General features: G+C 73.0%; 16 protein-coding genes and 1 tRNA gene. 11 read left to right on the top strand and 6 right to left on the bottom strand.

Annotated elements, in window-relative coordinates; all coding sequences use genetic code 11:
- Positions 1 to 13: 13 nt before the first annotated feature.
- Positions 14 to 760 carry a FadR/GntR family transcriptional regulator gene (locus OG823_RS04625; RefSeq protein WP_371477733.1) on the bottom strand — a complete coding sequence of 249 codons (747 nt, stop codon included), beginning with the start codon at positions 758 to 760 and terminating at the stop codon, positions 14 to 16.
- 404 nt (positions 761 to 1,164) lie between these two features.
- Here OG823_RS04625 and OG823_RS04620 point away from each other — a divergent pair, with 404 nt between their 5' ends.
- The 5 genes from OG823_RS04620 (at position 1,165) to OG823_RS04600 (ending at position 6,965) form a co-directional block, all read left to right on the top strand.
- Complete coding sequence (locus OG823_RS04620; protein WP_371484306.1) at positions 1,165 to 2,685, top strand: amino acid permease; 1,521 nt, start codon at positions 1,165 to 1,167, stop codon at positions 2,683 to 2,685.
- Entirely contained in the window at positions 2,682 to 4,040 is a 1,359-nt protein-coding gene (locus OG823_RS04615; protein ID WP_371477732.1) for a glutamine synthetase family protein, read from the top strand. The genes OG823_RS04620 and OG823_RS04615 overlap by 4 nt, the downstream gene beginning before the upstream one ends.
- Entirely contained in the window at positions 4,037 to 4,744 is a 708-nt protein-coding gene (locus OG823_RS04610; protein WP_371477731.1) for a gamma-glutamyl-gamma-aminobutyrate hydrolase family protein, read from the top strand. Before OG823_RS04615 ends, OG823_RS04610 begins: the two co-directional genes overlap by 4 nt.
- A gap of 72 nt (positions 4,745 to 4,816) precedes the next feature.
- Positions 4,817 to 6,193, top strand: coding sequence for an aldehyde dehydrogenase (locus OG823_RS04605; RefSeq protein ID WP_371477729.1), 1,377 nt, complete (start codon positions 4,817 to 4,819; stop codon positions 6,191 to 6,193).
- A 4-nt stretch (positions 6,194 to 6,197) separates the two neighbouring features.
- The gene (locus tag OG823_RS04600; RefSeq protein WP_371477728.1) at positions 6,198 to 6,965 is read left to right on the top strand and encodes a 3-oxoacyl-ACP reductase; all 768 of its coding nucleotides are present in this window, start codon (positions 6,198 to 6,200) and stop codon (positions 6,963 to 6,965) included.
- 172 nt (positions 6,966 to 7,137) lie between these two features.
- Here OG823_RS04600 and OG823_RS04595 read toward each other — a convergent pair whose 3' ends face one another.
- Together OG823_RS04595 and OG823_RS04590 are read right to left on the bottom strand one after the other, a co-directional pair.
- Entirely contained in the window at positions 7,138 to 7,746 is a 609-nt protein-coding gene (locus OG823_RS04595; protein WP_371477726.1) for a GNAT family N-acetyltransferase, read from the bottom strand.
- Positions 7,747 to 8,171: 425 nt separating this feature from the next.
- A complete protein-coding gene (locus OG823_RS04590; RefSeq protein ID WP_371477724.1) occupies positions 8,172 to 8,753 on the bottom strand; it encodes a TetR/AcrR family transcriptional regulator in 582 nt (193 codons plus the stop codon).
- A 64-nt stretch (positions 8,754 to 8,817) separates the two neighbouring features.
- Between OG823_RS04590 and OG823_RS04585 the strand changes: the two genes are divergently transcribed.
- The 4 genes from OG823_RS04585 to OG823_RS04570 all read left to right on the top strand — a co-directional run bounded on the left by OG823_RS04585 (position 8,818) and on the right by OG823_RS04570 (position 13,339).
- Positions 8,818 to 9,831 carry an Lrp/AsnC family transcriptional regulator gene (locus tag OG823_RS04585; RefSeq protein ID WP_371477723.1) on the top strand — a complete coding sequence of 338 codons (1,014 nt, stop codon included), beginning with the start codon at positions 8,818 to 8,820 and terminating at the stop codon, positions 9,829 to 9,831.
- 118 nt (positions 9,832 to 9,949) lie between these two features.
- Positions 9,950 to 11,401, top strand: coding sequence for an APC family permease (locus tag OG823_RS04580; RefSeq protein WP_371477721.1), 1,452 nt, complete (start codon positions 9,950 to 9,952; stop codon positions 11,399 to 11,401).
- Entirely contained in the window at positions 11,398 to 13,044 is a 1,647-nt protein-coding gene (locus tag OG823_RS04575; protein WP_371477719.1) for an amidohydrolase, read from the top strand. Before OG823_RS04580 ends, OG823_RS04575 begins: the two co-directional genes overlap by 4 nt.
- 222 nt (positions 13,045 to 13,266) lie before the next feature.
- Positions 13,267 to 13,339: transfer RNA gene (locus OG823_RS04570), tRNA-Glu, on the top strand.
- A 45-nt stretch (positions 13,340 to 13,384) separates the two neighbouring features.
- Here OG823_RS04570 and OG823_RS04565 read toward each other — a convergent pair.
- Positions 13,385 to 14,020 (bottom strand): alpha-ketoglutarate-dependent dioxygenase AlkB, encoded by a 636-nt coding sequence (locus tag OG823_RS04565; RefSeq protein ID WP_371477717.1) that lies wholly within the window; start codon positions 14,018 to 14,020, stop codon positions 13,385 to 13,387.
- Between the two features lie 407 nt (positions 14,021 to 14,427).
- Here OG823_RS04565 and OG823_RS04560 point away from each other — a divergent pair, with 407 nt between their 5' ends.
- A complete protein-coding gene (locus OG823_RS04560; protein ID WP_371477715.1) occupies positions 14,428 to 15,639 on the top strand; it encodes a beta-1,3-glucanase family protein in 1,212 nt (403 codons plus the stop codon).
- A gap of 102 nt (positions 15,640 to 15,741) precedes the next feature.
- Here OG823_RS04560 and OG823_RS04555 read toward each other — a convergent pair whose 3' ends face one another.
- Together OG823_RS04555 and OG823_RS04550 are read right to left on the bottom strand one after the other, a co-directional pair.
- Positions 15,742 to 16,104, bottom strand: coding sequence for a hypothetical protein (locus tag OG823_RS04555; RefSeq protein WP_371477714.1), 363 nt, complete (start codon positions 16,102 to 16,104; stop codon positions 15,742 to 15,744).
- Between the two features lie 180 nt (positions 16,105 to 16,284).
- Positions 16,285 to 16,728, bottom strand: a complete 444-nt coding sequence (locus OG823_RS04550; RefSeq protein WP_371477713.1) for a hypothetical protein — start codon at positions 16,726 to 16,728, stop codon at positions 16,285 to 16,287.
- A gap of 245 nt (positions 16,729 to 16,973) precedes the next feature.
- Here OG823_RS04550 and OG823_RS04545 point away from each other — a divergent pair, with 245 nt between their 5' ends.
- Positions 16,974 to 18,584: a glutamate synthase subunit beta gene (locus OG823_RS04545; protein ID WP_371477711.1), complete on the top strand. Its 1,611-nt coding sequence runs from the start codon at positions 16,974 to 16,976 to the stop codon at positions 18,582 to 18,584.
- Positions 18,585 to 18,608 lie beyond the last annotated feature (24 nt).

The raw sequence follows: 18,608 nt of genomic DNA, 5'->3' as shown, positions 1-18,608 counted from the left end.
TCCGCGGGGCCCGTCAGCCGAGGAATCCGCGCAGCAGGGCCGCGGTGGCCTCGAGATGTTCCTCGGTGGAACGCCGGGCGCCCTCGGCGTCGCCGGCCAGGATGGTCCGCACCATGGTCCGGTGCTGTTCACAGGCGTGATCGATGTTGCGCGGCAGCATGGGTATGGCGTTCAGGAGGTCGTTGAGGCGCATCCGGCTCTCGGTGATGCGGGCGGCCAGTGAGGGCGAGCCGGTCAGCTCGGCGATCGCCAGGTGGAAGCGCGAGTCCAGCTGGCGGTACTCCTCGGCGGGGGCGTCCTCCAGAACGTCCAGGCGCTCACGCAGATACGCGCGCTGCTCCTCGGTGAGCACGCGCCGGGCGGCCTGCTCGGACGCGCCGGTCTCCAGCACCATCCGGTAGGTGAGCGCGTCCTCCAGCTCGGCGCCCAGATCCTGGACGGCCCGGCGGAGATCGCCGAGGTCGGGCGGCGGCAGCCGGTACGTGATGAAGGTCCCGCCGTAGCGGCCCCGGCGGGAGTCGACGAAGCCGGCCTGCCGCAGTGAGCGGATCGCCTCCCGCAGCGTCTCGCGGCTGATGCCGAGCCGGACCGCCAGCTCGCGTTCGGGCGGCAGCCGGTCGCCGTGGCCCAGGACGCCGAGCTTGATCGCCTCCAGGATCCGTTCGACCGTCTCCTCGAACGCATTGCCCGTCCGGACGGGGCGGAAGATCGCGCCGCCCCGCCAGTCCGTCCGCGCGTCGCGCCCGCCCGCCAGGTCCACTCCGGAATCGTACCGAGGTACGGGTCGGCGCAGCGGGCGGGCCCGGGGCGTCCGGCGGGCGTCCCGGCGCTCGGCTGTGCGGTCGGGTGTGCGGGCGGCTGTGCGGTCGGGCGGCGGTCGTGGCGTGGCCGGGCGGTGGCCGGACGGCCCTCGGCCGGTCCCCTTGACGCGGTGGTGCGCCAGGGTAAAGCATGCGCACTACGCCAATGGTCCGGTTTCGGTCCATTGGTTTCCATGCTGCTGGCGCACGTTCCGGATCCCGCATCGACCCCCAAGGGGTGCGCATGTCTCCCGAACACTCACCGGTCGACCACCACTCACCTCCCGAGCAGGCTGCCACCCGGGTGTTTCCGGCGGACGCGCCCGGCATGTCGGCGGGCGGCGCCGTGGCGGATCCCGCCGACATGCCCGGCGGGACCGCCCCGTCCTCGGACGAGCAGCGGCTGCGGGAACTCGGCTACACCCAGGAACTGGCCCGCTCGATGTCCGGTTTCTCCAACTTCGCGGTGTCCTTCTCGATCGTCTCCATTCTCTCCGGCTGCCTGACCCTCTACGGCTTCGGCCTGAACACCGGGGGGCCCGCGATCATCACCTGGGGCTGGCCGGTGGTCGGGCTGATGACCCTGTGCGTGGCCCTGTCGATGGCCGAGATCTGCTCCAGCTACCCCACCGCCGGCGGCCTCTACTACTGGGCGGCCAAACTGGCCCCCTCCCGTGGCCCGGCGTGGAGCTGGTTCACCGGTTGGTTCAACACGCTGGGCCAGATCGCGGTCACCGCCGGTGTCGACTACGGCGCCGCCATCTTCACCAACGCGTTGCTGGAGATGCGGTTCGGCTTCGCGGCCACCCCCGTCCACACCGTCACGCTGTTCGGAGTGATCCTGCTCGTCCACGGCCTGCTCAACACCCGGGGCGTGCGACTGGTCGCGCTGTTCAACAACGTCAGCGTCTGGTGGCACCTGGCCGGGGTCACGATCATCGTCGGCGTGCTCGTCCTGGTGCCCGCGCACCACGCCTCGGCCTCCTTCGTCCTCACCGGCTTCGTCAACAGGACCGGGTTCCACAGCTCCTTCTACGTGGCCATGATCGGCCTGCTGCTCGCCCAGTACACCCTCACCGGCTACGACGCCTCCGCCCACATGACCGAGGAGACCAGGGACGCCGCCCGCTCCGGCCCGCGCGGCATCGTCAACTCGGTGCTGGTCTCGCTGGTGGCAGGCTGGATCCTGCTGCTCGGCCTCACCTTCGCCATCCAGGACTACGACGGCGCGCTCGGCGGCTCGACCGGCGTGCCGCCCGCCCAGATCTTCATCGACGCCGTCGGTGACCGCGGCGCCGAACTGCTGCTGCTCATCGTGATCGGCGCCCAGTTCTTCTGCGGCATGGCCTCCGTCACCGCCAACTCCCGGATGATCTACGCCTTCTCCCGGGACGGCGCACTGCCCGGCTCGCGTCTGTGGCACCGGATCGACCCCCGCACCCGGACGCCCACCAGCGCCGTGCGACTCGCCACCGGCGGGGCCTTCGTACTCGGCCTGCCGGCCCTGTGGAACACCACCGCGTACGCCGCGGTGACCTCGGTCTCGGTGATCGGTCTCTACCTCGCCTACGTCATCCCGGTGTTCCTCAGACTCAGGCAGGGCGAGGCCTTCGAACGCGGGCCCTGGCACCTGGGCCGCTGGAGCCGGCCGATCGGCGTGGTGGCCGTCGGGTGGACGGCACTGATCACCGTGCTGTTCATGCTGCCCACCGTCAGCCCGGTCACCGCCGTCAGTTTCAACTACACGCCGGTCGCGGTCCTGGTCGTCCTCGGCTTCGCCGGGAGCTGGTGGCTGGTCTCCGCCAGGCACTGGTTCACCGGACCGGGGATCCAGCACCCGGCCGAGGAACTCCCCGCCCTCGAAGCCGAACCGGAGATCCCATGAGCAGTCCGCGCCTCACCCTGGAGGACCTGCGCACCCGCGTCGCCACCGGCGCGATCGACACCGTCGTACTCGCCATGACGGACATGCAGGGCCGTCTGCAGGGCAAACGGGTCGCCGCCGAGTACTTCCTCTCCGACGTCGTCCCCAACTCCGCCGAGGGCTGCGGCTACCTGCTCGCCGTCGACATCGACATGAACACCGTGGACGGCTACGAGATCTCCTCCTGGGAGAGCGGCTACGGCGACCTCGTCCTCACCCCCGACCTCGCCACCCTGCGCACCGTCCCCTGGCATCCCGCCACCGCCATGGTGCAGTGCGACGTCGCGCACCACGACGGCCGGGCGGTCAGCGTCTCGCCCCGGCAGATCCTGCGCCGCCAGCTGGAGCGCCTGGCCGGCTACGGCTGGCACGCCTACGCGGGCACGGAGCTGGAGTTCATCGTCTTCAAGGACAGCTACGAGCAGGCCTGGGAGCGCGACTACCACCGGCTCACGCCCGTCAACCAGTACAACGTCGACTACTCGATCCTCGGCACCTCCCGGGTCGAGCCGCTGCTGCGCCGCGTGCGCAACGAGATGGCCGGCGCCGGGCTCACCGTGGAGTCGGCGAAGGGCGAGTGCAACCTCGGCCAGCACGAGATCGCCTTCAAGTACGCCGAGGCGCTGCGCACCTGCGACGACCACGCGGTCTACAAGACCGGCGCCAAGGAGATCGCCGCGCAGGAGGGGTGCAGCCTCACCTTCATGGCCAAGTACAACGAGCGCGAGGGCAACTCCTGCCACATCCACCTGAGCCTGCGCGACGACCGGGGCGCCCCGGTGATGCCCGGCGACGGCCCGCACGGCTTCTCGCCGGTGATGGAGCACTTCCTGGCCGGACAGCTCGCCTGCCTGGCCGACTTCGCGCTGTTGCTCGCCCCCACCGTCAACTCCTACAAGCGGTACGTGCCGGGGAGCTTCGCCCCCACCGCGATCGCGTGGGGGAGGGACAACCGCACCTGCGCGCTGCGGGTGGTCGGCCACGGGGCCTCGCTGCGGTTCGAGAACCGGGTGCCCGGCGGGGACGTCAACCCCTACCTCGCGGTCGCTGCCCTGATCGCGGCCGGCCTGCACGGGGTCGAGCAACAGCTCTCGTTGGAGGCGGAGTTCACCGGAAACGCCTACGCCTCGGACGCGCCCCGGGTGCCCGCCACGCTACGCGACGCCGTCGGGGCGTTCGAGCGGAGCGAGGCCGCCGCGCTCGCCTTCGGCAAGGACGTCGTGCGGCACTACACCCACGCGGGCCGGGTCGAACTCGCCTCCTACGACGCGGCGGTGACCGACTGGGAGCGTCGGCGCGGATTCGAGCGACTGTGACCGCCGCGCCGCTGGTGGGGATCACCGGCTATCTGGAGGACGCCGCCTGGGGGGTCTGGCGCCAGCCCGCCGCCCTCATCCCGCAGAGCTACGTCGACGCCGTCACGCGCGCAGGCGGCGTCCCCGTCCTCCTGCCCCCGCAGACCGGTGACACCGGGCGGCTGCTGGCCCGGCTCGACGGTCTGCTGCTCGCGGGCGGTCCCGACATCGACCCCGGACGGTACGGCGAGGCGCCGCACCCCCAGGCCGGTGAGCCCCACCGGGTGCGCGACGCCTGGGAGTTCGACCTGTTGCGCGGGGTGCTCGAGCTGGACGTCCCGGTGCTCGGCATCTGCCGGGGCATGCAGCTGCTCAACGTCGCCCTGGGCGGCACGCTGATCCAGCACCTGCCGGACCGGACGGGGGACGAGAGCCACCGGATCGCGCCCGCCACGTTCGCCACGCAGGCCGTGGCCGTCAGGCCCGCCGCCACGCTCGCCACCGTCCTCGGCCACGCCGCCAAGGTGGCCTGCTACCACCACCAGGCCGTCGACCGGCTCGGCGACGGACTGCTGGCGACGGCCTGGAGCGCCGACGGGACCATCGAGGCCCTCGAACTACCCGGCCGCCGCTTCGTCCTGGGCGTCCAGTGGCACCCGGAGGCCGACCCCTCCGACCCCCGTCTGTTCAACGCCTTCGTGGCAGCCGCCACGCCCGGCACCTGAAGCCCCGTGGCAGCCGCCACGCCCGCCACCTTCGTGGCACGTCGACATCCACCACCTGAAGGAGACAGCACCGTGAGTTCGGACCAGGACCTCTTCGAGGTGGTCAACCCCGCCACCGAGGAGGTGATCCGGACGGTGGCGATGGCCGGTCTCGCCGAGACCGACGCCGCCGTGGCCCGCGCCAGGACCGCCTTCGAGAGCTGGCGCGCGGTCGCCCCGGCCGACCGGGCCCGCCTGCTGCGGGCCTTCGCCGCCGCCGTCGACTCCGAGCGCGAGCAACTGGCCGCGCTGGAGGTCGCCAACGCCGGTCACACGGTGGGCAACGCGCGCTGGGAGGCGGGCAACGCGCGCGACGTGATCGAGTACTACGCCGCCGCGCCCGAACGCCTCTTCGGCCGGCAGATCCCGGTGGCCGGCGGCCTGGACGTCACCTTCCAGGAGCCGCTCGGGGTGGTCGGCGTCATCGTGCCCTGGAACTTCCCGATGCCGATCGCGGCCTGGGGCCTGGCGCCGGCACTCGCCGCGGGGAACACCGTGGTGCTCAAACCCGCGGAACTCACCCCGCTCACCGCCCTGCGCCTGGCCGAACTCGCCCTGCACGCGGGCATTCCCGAAGGAGTGCTCCAGGTGCTGCCGGGGCGGGGCCCGGTCGTGGGGCAGCGCTTCGTCACCCATCCCGACGTCCGCAAGGTCGTGTTCACCGGCTCCACGCGGGTCGGCAAGGGCATCGCGGCCGGCTGCGCCGAGCAGGTCAAGCCCGTCACCCTGGAGCTCGGCGGCAAGAGCGCCAACATCGTCTTCGCCGACGCCGATCTGGCGAAGGCCGCCGCCACCGCACCGTACGCCGTGTTCGACAACGCCGGACAGGACTGCTGCGCGCGCTCCCGGATCCTCGTCCAGGCAGGTGTGTTCGACGAGTTCATGGCATTGCTGGAGCCGGCCGTCCGGGGCGTGCGGGTCGGTGACCCGACCGACGAGAAGACCGAGATGGGCCCGCTGATCTCGGCGGCCCACCGCGAACGGGTCGCCTCCTACCTCGGCGACGGCAGCCCGGTCGCCTTCACCGGCAGCGCGCCCGACGGCCCCGGCTTCTGGTTCCCGCCCACCGTCCTGTCGCCCGTCGACCACGACGCGCGGGCGTTCACCGAGGAGATCTTCGGGCCGGTGGTCACCGTCGTCCCGTTCCGCGACGAGCAGGACGCCGTGCGGATCGCCAACAGCACCGACTACGGCCTCTCCGGCTCCATCTGGACCCGGGACGTGGGACGGGCCCTGCGGGTCGCCCGGGGCGTGGAGGCGGGCAACCTCTCCGTCAACTCGCACTCCTCGGTGCGGTACTCGACCCCGTTCGGCGGGTTCAAGCAGTCCGGCCTCGGCCGGGAGCTGGGGCCCGACGCGCTGCACGCCTTCACCGAAACCAAGAACGTCTTCATCTCCACGGAGGAGTAACGCCATGACCGAGCGACTCGACGGCCGGGTGGCCGTCATCACCGGCGCGGGCAGTGGAATCGGCCTCGCCACCGCCCGCCGCTTCGCCGCCGAGGGGGCGAAGGTGGTCTGCGTGGATCTCGACGAGGAGTCGGGCAAGGCGGCCGCGGCCTCGGTCGGCGGCCTGTTCATCCGGGCCGACGTCGCCGACGAGGACGCGGTGCGCGCGATGTACGAGACCACGGTGGCCGAGTACGGACGCCTGGACATCGCGTTCAACAACGCCGGTATCTCGCCGCCCGAGGACGACTCCATCCTCACCACCGGGTTGGAGGCCTGGAAGAGGGTCCAGGACGTCAACCTGACCAGCGTCTACCTCTGCTGCAAGTACGCGATCCCGCACATGCGCGAGCGGGGCAAGGGCTCGATCATCAACACCGCCTCCTTCGTCGCGGTGATGGGCGCCGCCACCTCGCAGATCTCCTACAGCGCCTCCAAGGGCGGCGTGCTGGCGATGTCCCGCGAGCTGGGCGTCCAGTTCGCCCGCGAGGGCATCCGGGTCAACGCGCTCTGCCCCGGGCCGGTCAACACCCCGCTGCTCCAGGAGCTGTTCGCCAAGGACCCGGAGCGGGCCGCGCGTCGGCTCGTGCACATCCCGCTCGGCCGCTTCGCCGAGCCGGACGAGATCGCGGCCGCGGTCGCCTTCCTGGCCAGCGACGACTCGTCGTTCATGACCGCCAGCACCTTCCTGGTGGACGGCGGCATCTCCGGCGCGTACGTGACCCCGCAGTAGCGGCCGCTCCCCGGCCGCCGGTTCGCGGCGCGCCCCGATCCGGGCGCGCCGCGAACCGCCGCCGGGAGCCGCCGGGGTGGTCCGGCGCGGAGGAACTCACCGGGTCGGTGCCGGTACCGGCGCGCGCCGGAGCCGGAGCGGGGCGGCGGACCGAGAGGCGGCGGAGCGGTGGTCAGCGGGCCGGGCGCCACATGGTCGTCACGACATGGCCGGTCGCCGTGGTGATCCGGTCGCGGGCCACGAAGCCCGCCTTCTCGTACCGTGCGTCGTTCGCGGGGTTGGACGACTCCAGGTAGGCCGGAGCGCCGAGGGCGTCGACGCGGGTCAGGCTCTCGGCGAGCACGCCCATCCCGAGCCCCTTGCCGCGATGGTCGTCGTGGGTCCCCAGCAGGGTGAGGTAGAAGTGCGGCTCGCTCGGGCGGGCCGCCTCCAGCAGCTCGCAGATGCCGATGATGCCCGCGGCCGCCTCGGGGCCCGCGCAGTCGGCGAGGAAGTCCGCGAACCCGCTCTCCTCGGTGGGGGTCAGCTCGGTGCCGCCCGGCGGGATCCAGACGGCGACGGCCTCCACCCCCGGTGTCACCAGTGTCCAGGGGTAGCGCTGGGCCGACGTCACGTACAGCCGCCACATGGCCGCCGCCTGTACCGCGCGGCGGTCCGGGTCGGGGAAGGCCGGGCCCCACAGCGGGTCCTCGAAGAAGGCGGTCGTCAGTGCGGCGACGACGGCGTCGATGTCCGCGGGCTCGGCCACCCGCGCGGGAACAGGTCGGTATCCGGTGTTCATCTCCCCACCCTAGCCCGGCGGCTCCACCCCGTCCCGGGCCTGTGACCTGCCTGTTCCCCGGCTGCACCGCTGTTCCGACCACCCGCTACGCCCGGCTGGTCCCGCCCTGCCCGGCCCTGCCCGCCGCCGGTCCGCGTCGGCTCGCTCGGGCCGGAGGCAGGCGGCCCGGGGAGCGGTCAGGTGGAGGTCCCGCCGTCGACCACCAGGTCGGTGCCCCTGGGTCGGCCGCGCTGAGCGGGCGAGCGGGTGACGGGGCGGACGATCGGGCCCAACGGTCGGACCGATCGAGTCGACAGTGGATCGATCGGTCCGGTATCGAGTCGGAGCACAGTGTCACCGGGCGAGGGCGAGGTCCAAGGCGAGGCGGGGGTGCGGGCCGCCGGGCGCAGGGGCACCCGGACGAGGGCCGGCTCGGCTCGGCCGGGTCAGTCCAGCAGCGTCAGTGCCTGTTCGGCGGCGTCCCGCACCCGGCCCGGGTCGGTGGCGGCCTTGCCGACCACGCGCATCCCCTGCATCAGCACGACGAGGAGTCGGGCGATCCCCCGGGGGTCCCGCTCCGCGGCCAGCTCCCCCCGGGCCGCGGCCCGCACCAGGGCCGAGTGCAGCAGCGTCTCCAGGTGGTCCCAGCCGGCCTCGACCCGGCGGGCCGCCTCACGGTCGTGGGCGGCCAGCTCGGCGGCGGTGTTGGTGACGAAACAGCCGAGGGTCCGCCGCTCCGAACCGGCCTTCTCGGCGAACCGGCGGACCAGCGCCCGGACCGCCGGCAGGACGGCGCCCGGCTGCGAGAGCTCCTCCAGCAGGCGCGGATCGGTCTGCTCCGCGTACCGGTCGAGCGCGCGGAGATACAGCTCGTGCTTGCTGCCGAAGGTGGCGTAGACGCTGGCGCGTCCGATGCCCAGGCGCGCGACGACGTCGCTCGTCGACGTCGCTTCGTAGCCGCGCTCCCAGAACAGCCCCAGGGCCGCGCGAAGGGCGACGTCCGGGTCGAATTCCTTGGTCCTGGCCACGAGTCGACCCTGACTTCCACTGGAACGTTCGGTCAGGAAAGGTGGCGCCGGGCGGGGAGGGGCGATGGGTACGATCGCCGGGACGAGGGGAGTGCCCATGATGCTGGACGCGTTCGACGCCGCGCTGGTCCGCGAACTGCAGCGGGACGGCCGGATCAGCCACCAGCGGCTCGCCGAGCTGCTGGGCGTCTCGCGGGAGGCGGCCCGGGCCCGGGTGCACCGGCTGCTGGAGACCGGGACGGTGCGGGTGGTCGGGATCGTCCAGCCGTGGGTCGTCGGGATCGGCGCGGTGGCGCACGTCTCGCTGGACGTCGAGGGCCCCGGGCGGGCGGCCGCCGACGCGGCGGCCGCCCGCCCGGCGACCAGCTTCGTGTCCTGCACCGCCGGCGCCCGCGCCGTGGTGGTCGAACTCCGGGTCGCCGACGAGTCGGCGCTGGAGCGTGAGTTCGCGGCGCTGCGGTCGGCGCCCGGGGTGCGGGGGATCGAGGTGTTCCGGTGCACCCGGCTGGTCAAGGACGCCTACTCGCCGGTGCGGGAGGCCGAGAGCGGGCCGGGAGCGGGCGGCGGGCCGGGAGCGGGCGGCGCCGAACGCCGCCCACTGGTGGACGACGTCGACCGCGCGCTGCTCGGCCTGCTGCAGGCCGACGGCCGCGCCTCGTTCGCCGCGCTCTCGGAGCGCGTCGCGCTGTCCCAGCCTGCCACCCGGGCACGGGTGCTGAGGCTGCTGGAGTCGGGAGCCGTCCACGTGACCGGCCTGGTCGACTCACGGGCGGTCGGGGTGCGGGAGGCGGTGGGCGTCGGCCTGACCGTACGCGGCAGCGCGCCGGCCGCCGCGGGAGCCGCCGCGCGACTGCCCGGGGTCAACTACGTGGCGGCCGGCCACGGCCGCTTCGACGTGGTGTGCGGGGTGGACGCGAGCGACCGCCCGGCGCTGCTCGCGACGCTGGACGCGCTGCGCGGCGCGGAGGGCGTCGTCCGGGTGGAGTCCTGGTACCACCTGGAGATCGTCAAGGAGTCCTACACCTACGATCTACCGCTCCGACCGGTGAATCCTTTGTCTGGAGTGCTCTCAACTTAGGAATAGGAGAAAAAGAAGTCATCTGAGCGTGAAACGTTAACCAAGAAGGGTTGACGCGATCTTTTCGCCGCGCGTTGAATGACCGGCACCCCCACCTTCTACCGAGTCCGGGTGCCCGATGACCGAAACCCCGAAGCCGGACCTCGCCGCGCTGCCCCGCTCGCTGGGCGTGTTCGGCGGCGTCCTGCTGACGCTCTCCTGCGTCACACCCGCCTCCTCCCTGTTCATCGTCGTTCCGCCGCTGCTGCAGAGCCAGGGGAGCGGCGCCGTGCTGACCCTGCTGATCGCGGCCCTGCTCTCGCTCGGCGTCGGCTTCTGCTACGCCGAGCTGGGAACGCTCGTCCCCAGCGCCGGCGGTGAGTACTCGATCGTCGGGCAGTTGCTCGGGCGCCTCGCCGGCTGGCTGGTCTTCGTGATCTCCGTGGTGTCGCTGCTGGTGATCCCGCCGATCATCGCCCTCGGTACGGCCGGCTACCTCTCCTCGGTGGTCTCCCTCGACCCCGCGGTGGCCGGAGCGGCGGTGATGGCCCTGGCCGTCGCGGTCGGTGTGCTGGACATCAAGTCCAACGCCCTGATCACCGGCGTCTTCCTCGGCATCGAGGTGCTCGCCGCCGCCGTGGTCAGCGTGCTCGGCTTCCTGCACGTACGCCAGCCCGTCTCCACCCTGCTGCACGCCGTGGTGCCGGACGGCCAGGGCGGCACCAGTCCGTTCACCGCCGGGCTGCTCGTCTCCGGACTCGCGGTCGCCCTCTTCACCTACAACGGGTTCGGCACCGCCGTGTACCTCTCCGAGGACCTGCGCGACCCGCGCCGCAGCGTCGCCCGGACCGTCCTGTGGTCGCTGCTGGCCGGGGTCGTCCTGATCAGCGTCCCGGTCACCGCCATCTGTCTGGGCGTCGCCTCGCCGGACGCACTCGCCACCGGCGACCTGGTCGCGGTGGTCGACTCCTGGGCGGGCAGCACCGTGGGCACCTTCGTCAGCCTCTGCATCGCCGCCGCGATCCTCAACGCCGTCATCGTGATGGTGCTGCAGAACGGCCGGGTGCTCTACGCCTCCGCCCGCGACCGCACCTGGCCCGACCCGGTCAACCGGGCGCTCGGCAGTCTGCACCCGCGCTGGGGTTCGCCCTGGGTCGCCACCCTGGCCATCGGGGTTCCCGGCATCGTGCTCGCGCTGGCCGTGCCGATCGAGGCGCTGCTCGGCTTCACCGGTGTCGTCGTCGCCGTCATCTACCTGCTGCTCGGCTGCGCCGCCCTGACCGCCCGCCGGGCCCGGCACCGCGCCACCCCCGCGTGGCGGATGCCGCTGTGGCCCGTCGTCCCGCTGGTCACCATCGGCGTCCTCGGCTACTCGCTCACCCAGCAGAGCGCCCGTGACCTGCTGATCACCGGCGCCGTGCTGCTCGTCGGCGTCGCCTACTGGTTCGGCTACCTGCGCCCGCGCGGTGCCACCCACTGGATGCTCAGCCTGCCCGCCGACCTCGCCGGGGAGCACCCCGCCGTCGTTCCCGCCGCCCCGTCGGCCTCCGCCGCCGACGCGGCCCGCACCGCCCTCACGGAGAAGATGTGAACCGCCCCGCCGACCTCGTCCTGCACAACGCCCACGTCCACACCGTGGACGACTCCCGGCCCCGCGCCGAGGCGATCGCCGTCCGCGACGGCCGGATCACCTGGGTCGGCGACGGCGCGGGCTGGCGCGAACTCACCGGTCCCGACACCGAGGTGGTGGACGCGCGGGGCCGCCTGGTGCTGCCCGGCTTCGTGGACAGTCACAACCACGTCCGGCTCGGGTCCGACGCCGACTGCGTCCAACTCGCCGGCGCCACCGGCCTCGCCGAGATCGGTGCCCGGATCGCCGCCCGGCTGCGCAGCCACCCGGACGAGGAGTGGATCGAGGGCGAGGCGTTCGACTACTCCGCGATCCCCGGCGGCCGGATGCCCACCGCCGCGGACCTCGACCCGTACACCGGTGGGCGGCCCGCGTTCGTGCTCAGCTACGACGTCCACACCGCCTGGCTGAACACCGCGGCCCTGCACCGGCTCGGCATCACCAGGGACACCACCGGGCTGCCGTACGGGACCGTCCGCAAGGACCCCGCGACGGGCGAACCCACCGGCTTCCTCACCGACTTCGCCGTCAAGGGCCTCTCCCGCGACGGCCACCGGGCGCTGCGCGCCGCGGGCGTGCCGTGGGCCGCGGTGGACCGCCAGTACGGGCGGCTGGTCAGCAGCCTCGACATGGCGGCCCGGTTCGGCATCACCACCGTCGTCGAACCGCAGAACTCGCTGGACGACCTGGCCCTGTTCGAGCGCGCGGCCGCCGAGGGCAGGCTCCGCTCGCGGCTGGTCGCGGCGCTGTTCCACCCGCGCGGAACGACCCCGGCGGATCTCGCCGAGTTCGCCGAGGCGGGCCGCCGGTACACCTCCGACCGGCTGCGGGTCGGCCCGTTGAAGCTCTACATCGACGACGTCGTGGAGCCGCGTACCGCCGCCCTGCTGGAGCCGTACGCCGGCTGCCACAGCCACCGGGGCGAGACCTTCTACCCGCCGCAGGAGTTCGCCGAGGTACTGGCCACCCTGGACGCGGCCGGGTTCCAGGCCTTCGTGCACGCCACCGGCGACCGGGGCATCCGGACCGTCCTGGACGCCGTCGAGCACGCCCGCGCCGTCAACGGACCGCGCGACGCCCGGCACCAGGTGGTGCACGTGGAGTGCCTCGACCGGGCGGACGTCCCGCGCTTCGCGGAGCTCGGCGTGGTGGCCTGCATGCAGCCCCGGCACTGCTCGCCGGACATCGCCGGTCCCGGCCGGGACTGGGCCGAGGCGGTCGGTGAGCAGCGGTGGAGCAAGGCCTGGCCGATGCGCAGCCTGCACGAGGCCGGTGCCACACTCGCGCTCTCCAGCGACTGGAACGTCGCCGAGATGGACCCGCTGGTCGGCCTCTACACCGCCGTCACCCGGCAGGGCCTGGCCGGCGGGCCCGCCTGGATGCCGCAGGAGACGCTGGACCTCGCCACAGCCGTGCGCGGCTACACGCTGGGCAGCGCGTACGCCAACTTCCTGGAGACCGAGCTCGGCTCGCTGGCCCCCGGCAAGCTCGCCGACCTGGTGCTGCTCTCGGACGACCTGTTCGCCGCCGAACCGAAGGCGATCCTGGACGCGCGGGTGGAGCTGGGCGTGGTGGCCGGCGAGGTGGTGCACCGGGCCGACTGAGCCGGCCGAGTGGTCGGGCGCCCGGCGCCCGGCGCCCGGCGCCCGGCGCCGGTCGCCGCGGCCGAGGACCGGGCCCCGTGCGGCGCGGTCGCGGTCGCGGGGGAGTGCGGGGCCGGCGGGCGACGGCCCGACGGCCCCGCTGCTCGGCCCGGCGGGATGCTGATCGGACCGGTCCGCTGAACTGCTAGTATTCGGTTCGTCGAAGGAACGATCTTCGACCACGCGTCGGTGGTGCTGGTGGAGCACGTCCTACTTTCAGTAGGAAGAGTCCGTTCGAATCGGGCCCGGCGCTCCAATCTTTTCCGGGCCGGCCCGGCCGCGTTCGCCTCGGTCCTCCCGGTCAGTTCACCCCGCGCGGCCGGAACTGGACGCTGATCCGCGGCCCCACGGGCCGGAGGGTCTTCGGTACGGCGTGCTCCCAGGTGCGCTGGCAGGATCCGCCCATGACGATCAGATCCCCGTGCCCCAGCCGGTAGCGCACACCGGCGCCGTGGCCGTGGCCGTCGCGCGGTCGCAGCAGCAGGGCGCGTGGTTCGCCGACCGAGACGATCGCCACCATCGTGTCCTCCCGGTCCCCGCGTCCGATCCGGTCGCCGTGCCAGGCGACGCTGTCGCGCCCGTCGCGGTAGTAGCAGAGGCCGGCGGTGGCGAACGGCTCCCCGAGTTCGGCCGCGTAGTGCGCGCTCAATGCCTCCCTGGCCCGGGTCAGGACGGCGTGCGGCAACGTCTGGTGCTCCCGGTAGTGGGCCAGCAACCGCGGGACGGACACCTCCCGCTCGTACATCTGCCGCCGCTCGGCCTGCCAGGGCACGTCCGCCGCCAGTCGTTCGAACAGTTCGTCGGCGCCGGCCAGCCACCCCGGCAGGACGTCCACCCACGCCCCGCTGCCGAGCACCGTGCGGTGGACGGGTGTGAGCGGGCGCAGGCCGATCTGGTCGGCCTCGTCGAACAGGGAGCCCTGGAGCTGGATGGTCATGAGTCGAGCCTACGCCTTAATAGAACACACATACGATTCACGGAGTGTCCGGACGGGCTCCGACCGAGGTGGCCGCCGCCGAATGACCAACAGTCTGAGAACGCTCTCACCGGCGGAGGGCGAGGGTGGGCGGGTCGTCGAGCGCCGGCCCATCCGGCCCCGACCTCGCGAACCGATTCCGCATCATCTCCATGACCCTTGCGGGCCAGTCTGATTGGCGGCATGGGTGACTCTCCTGCGGATCGATTCCGTCCCGCTCGGGTCATTGACGTGCCCACGGCTGACCAGCCATTCTGAGAGCGCTCTCACGACGTGGAGGCCGCCCATCCCCGGCCTTGCGCGGTGTCCTCCGCCCCCAGGGTGGCGCCGTCGTCGCGGAGCGGAGCCGATTTCGAAGGAGTGACCCGATGAGGACGAGGACAGTCCCGGCCGCCCGCAGGGCCCTGCCGGTCGGACTCGCGGCGGCCCTGGCCGTGGCCGCGGGCCTGACGGCGGGCATCCCTGCCCCGGCCGCCGCCGCGGTGCCCACGACCATCCCGCTCACGTTCACCAACAGCTCCGGGCGCAGCGAGCCGGTGTACATCTACAACCTCGGGACCCTGCTCTCCACCGGCCAGCAGGGCTGGGCGGACGCGGGAGGCGTGTTCCATCCCTGGCCGGCGGGCGCGAACCCGCCGGCGCCGGCGCCCGACGTGGCGATCGCCGGGCCCGCCAACGGCCAGAGCAAGACGATCCAGATGCCGAAGTTCTCCGGCCGGCTCTACTTCTCCTACGGCCAGAAGCTCGTCTTCAAGCTGGCCACCGGCGGCCTGGTGCAGCCGGCCGTGCAGAACCCCACCGACCCGAACCACAACATCCTGTTCAACTGGTCCGAGTACACGCTGAACGACGCCGGAATCTGGCTGAACAGCACGCAGGTCGACATGTTCTCGGCCCCGTACGGCGTCGGGGTCAAGAGCTCGAACGGTACGGTCAAGAGCACGGGGCACCTCAAGTCCGGTGGCTACCAGGGCTTCTACAACGCCCTGCGGGCGCAGCCGGGGGGTTGGGGCAACCTGATCCAGACTCGTTCCGACGGCACCGTGCTGCGCGCGCTCGCGCCGGGCCACGGGATCGAGTCCGGCGCGCTGCCGGCGACGGCCATGGCCGACTACGTCAACCGGGTGTGGAGCAAGTACACGACCTCCACGCTGACCGTGACGCCGTTCACGGACCAGCCGGGCACCAAGTACTTCGGCCGGGTCTCCGGCAACGTCATGAACTTCACCAACAGCGCCGGCGCGGTGGTCACCTCCTTCCAGAAGCCGGACTCGGACAGCATCTTCGGCTGCTACAAGCTGCTGGACGCGCCGAACGACCTGGTGCGCGGTCCGATCTCCCGTACGCTCTGCGCCGGGTACAACCGGACCACGCTCCTCACCAACCCGAACCAGCCCGATGCCGGCGGCGCCAACTTCTACCAGGACGCGGTGACCAACCAGTTCGCCCGCAACGTCCACGCGCAGATGGCCGACGGCATGGCGTACGCCTTCGCCTTCGACGACGTGGGCCACCACGAGTCGCTGGTGAACGACGGCAGCCCGCAGCAGGCCTACGTGACCCTCGACCCGTTCAACTGATCACAGAACACGGGGTTTTCACCCGCCCGCCGCTCGGTTGAGCCCGGGCGGTACCCGGGTGGGCCCACGGCTGTCGGCCGGCATGGCGTCGGCCGACAGTCGTCAGGGCGCTGCCACCGGGGGCCCGGAAGCGTCGCCCGGCCCGCGGTTCGCGGTGCTGATCCAGCGGGTCAGGGCGTCGAGGACGGGCTGCTCCAGCTTGGCCATCCGGCGCATCGCGTCCACGTCGCCGACGGCGAGCGGGACCCGGGCCTCGTCGAGCGCGTGGGTCAGCTGCACCCAGCGGTCGGCGTTGGCGATCACATGGAGGGTGTCCTGCGCGGCCGGCGGACCGGGGGCCGCGGCGACGCCCGGGCGACGCCCGGCGCCCTCGCGGACGGGCGGGGGTTCGGTGACGGGGAGCATGGGCGACCACGCCGCACGCCGTCCGGCCGGGGCCCGGTGCTCTCCGGGGCTGATGCTCACGTCCCCTCAACGCGCGGCTCCGTCCCGGGGGTACGCCCCGGGCGTGAGGTTCACCCGCTTGCGCCGACCCGCCCGGCCCCGCGCCGACCCGCCCGGCCCCGCACCGAGCCGCCCGGCCGCGCCCGATGCGGGTGGCGGGCGGCTCAATGCGGGTGACCGGGCGGCTCGATGCGGGGCGACTCAGCGCGGCGTCGTGCACGTCGTCGACCGCAGTTCGGGCCGGAGGGCGGGGCCACCCGTCGCGCAGATGACGACGGGCCCGAGCAGGTCCAGGCGCGGAACGGCGACGCTCACCGAGCCGTACTGCACGCGGCTCGCCGAGGCCACCGTCTCCCAGGGGCTGCCCCAGGCCCGCTGGGTCCTGACCTCCACGCGGAGCAGGGTCAGTTGGCCGGGGTCGGCGCTGACCTCGGCGCCGGCGATCAGGCCGTCCGCCCCTCGCTCGTGCCAGCTGCAGGGGTGGTTCGCCACGGCCGTACAGCCGGCGCCGGGCGTTGCCGGGGCGGTGACCGGCGTCGGGGTGAGCGTGGGGGCGAGCGGCGTCGGGGCGGCCGACGCGGGGGCGGCCACTGTCAGGGCCAGACCTGCCGTGGCGGCCATCAGAACTGCGATCCGAGCGCGCATTTCATCAACTCCCTTGTAAATGAAGGCACTGGGCTTGCTCTGGCGAGTATTGCACATCATGTACATGACAGTAGGGTCGGCGGACGTGTGCCACGTCACATCTGCGTGACGACTCGAACACCGTACGTGGTGGCGGACGACCCTTTTCGACCCGGGGGGTCCGGCTGGTTCCGCCGCTCAATAAATCGGGCATACCGGGCATACGGTGGCGATGTCCGGCACGGCCCCTGCGAGGGAGGTCCGCGATGCCCGACCCGAAGGGCTTTCTCACCACCGGGCGACAGGCCCGCGAGCGGCGCCCGGCGGTCGAACGGGCCCAGGACTGGCGCGAGCCGTACGACGGGCAGGAACTGCTTCCGCTGGTCTCCCGGCAGGCCGGGCGCTGCATGGACTGTGGCCTCCCCTTCTGCCACTCGGCCTGTCCGCTGGGCAACCTGATCCCGGACTGGAACGATCTCGTCTTCCACGAGGACTGGGCGGCGGCGGCCGAGCGGCTGCACGCCACCAACAACTTCCCCGAGTTCACCGGCCGGCTCTGCCCGGCCCCCTGCGAGAGCGCCTGCGTGCTGGCGATCAACGCCGACGCCGTCACCATCAAGGACGTCGAGGTGGCCATCGCGGACCACGCCTGGTCGCGCGGGGAGGTCCGGCCGCAGCCCGTGCCCCGTCCTTCGGGTCGCAGTGTCGCGGTGGTGGGATCCGGACCGGCCGGTCTGGCCGGCGCCCAGCAGCTCACCCGGGCCGGGCACGCGGTGACGGTCTACGAGCGGGCCGACCGGGTGGGCGGCCTGCTCCGCTACGGGATCCCGGACTTCCGGATGGCCAAGCGCCACCTCGACCGCCGGATCGCGCAGATGCGCGCGGAGGGCACCCGGTTCGTGACGGGTGTCAGTGTGGGGACCACCGTGGACGCCGCCGAACTCCGCGAGCGGCACGACGCGCTGCTGCTCGCGATCGGCGCCACCGCCTGGCGGGAACTTCCGGTGCCAGGGCGGGAGTTGGACGGCATCCACCAGGCGATGGAGTACCTCCCGATCGCCAACCGGGTCTGCGCCGGTGATCTCGCCGCTCCCACCGTCGACGCGGCGGGCAGGGACGTGGTCATCATCGGCGGCGGCGACACCGCCGCCGACTGCCTGGGCACGGCGGTGCGCCAGCACGCCCGTCGGATCACCCAACTCGACATCCACCCGCAGCCCCCGGACGGACGTGCGCCCGACCAGCCCTGGCCGATCCACCCCAAGGTGCACCGGCTCACCGCCTCGCACGAGGAGGCCGGGCAGCTGTACGGCCGCTGGGGGAGCGGCGCCCCGCAGCCGGGTGCCGGGGGGAGGACCGGTGGCCGCGCGGGGGCCTCCGGGAGAGCCGGACCCGTCGGGGCCGCGGACTCGACGGCACCCCGGGTGCCGGGCGGCGGGCCGTCCGGCGGCTGCTCCGGGCCGGACATCCGGACGTACTCGGCCCGGACGGTCGGCTTCGAGGGGGACGGCCGGGGCCGGGTGCGGCGGGTCACCTTCCACCTGCCCGGCGCCGGGTCCGGGCCGGAGGGCGTGGGTGTCGTTCCCGCCCAACTCGTGCTTCTCGCCCTCGGGTTCGCCGGCCCCGAGCGGACCGGTCCGCTTGTCGGGCAGCTCCGGCTGGCGCTGACGGAGCAGGGAGCGCTCGCCCGGGACGCGGACTTCGCCAGCGAGCAGGACGGCGTCTTCGTGGCGGGCGACGCCGGTCGGGGGCAGTCGCTGATCGTCTGGGCGATCGCCGAGGGCCGCTCGGCGGCCGCCGCGGTGGACCGCTATCTCACCGGTGTGACCGCTCTGCCCGCCCCGATCCGTGCCACGCACCGTCCGCTGGTCCTGTGACCGAACGGCCGGGGACGAACGGCT

Source organism: Kitasatospora sp. NBC_00315 (assembly GCF_041435095.1).
Taxonomy (GTDB): domain Bacteria; phylum Actinomycetota; class Actinomycetes; order Streptomycetales; family Streptomycetaceae; genus Kitasatospora.
Note: the sequence above shows the minus strand (reverse complement) of the source record. Positions and strands in the feature narration are given on the sequence as shown.

Coding starts and splice junctions, on each gene's coding strand:
- OG823_RS04620 (WP_371484306.1), top strand. CDS start 1,165: ATGCCCGGCGGGACCGCCCCGTCCTCGGACGAGCAGCGGCTGCGGGAA.
- OG823_RS04615 (WP_371477732.1), top strand. CDS start 2,682: ATGAGCAGTCCGCGCCTCACCCTGGAGGACCTGCGCACCCGCGTCGCC.
- OG823_RS04600 (WP_371477728.1), top strand. CDS start 6,198: ATGACCGAGCGACTCGACGGCCGGGTGGCCGTCATCACCGGCGCGGGC.
- OG823_RS04595 (WP_371477726.1), bottom strand. CDS start 7,746: ATGAACACCGGATACCGACCTGTTCCCGCGCGGGTGGCCGAGCCCGCG.
- OG823_RS04585 (WP_371477723.1), top strand. CDS start 8,818: ATGGGTACGATCGCCGGGACGAGGGGAGTGCCCATGATGCTGGACGCG.
- OG823_RS04580 (WP_371477721.1), top strand. CDS start 9,950: ATGACCGAAACCCCGAAGCCGGACCTCGCCGCGCTGCCCCGCTCGCTG.
- OG823_RS04565 (WP_371477717.1), bottom strand. CDS start 14,020: ATGACCATCCAGCTCCAGGGCTCCCTGTTCGACGAGGCCGACCAGATC.
- OG823_RS04560 (WP_371477715.1), top strand. CDS start 14,428: ATGAGGACGAGGACAGTCCCGGCCGCCCGCAGGGCCCTGCCGGTCGGA.
- OG823_RS04550 (WP_371477713.1), bottom strand. CDS start 16,728: ATGCGCGCTCGGATCGCAGTTCTGATGGCCGCCACGGCAGGTCTGGCC.
- OG823_RS04545 (WP_371477711.1), top strand. CDS start 16,974: ATGCCCGACCCGAAGGGCTTTCTCACCACCGGGCGACAGGCCCGCGAG.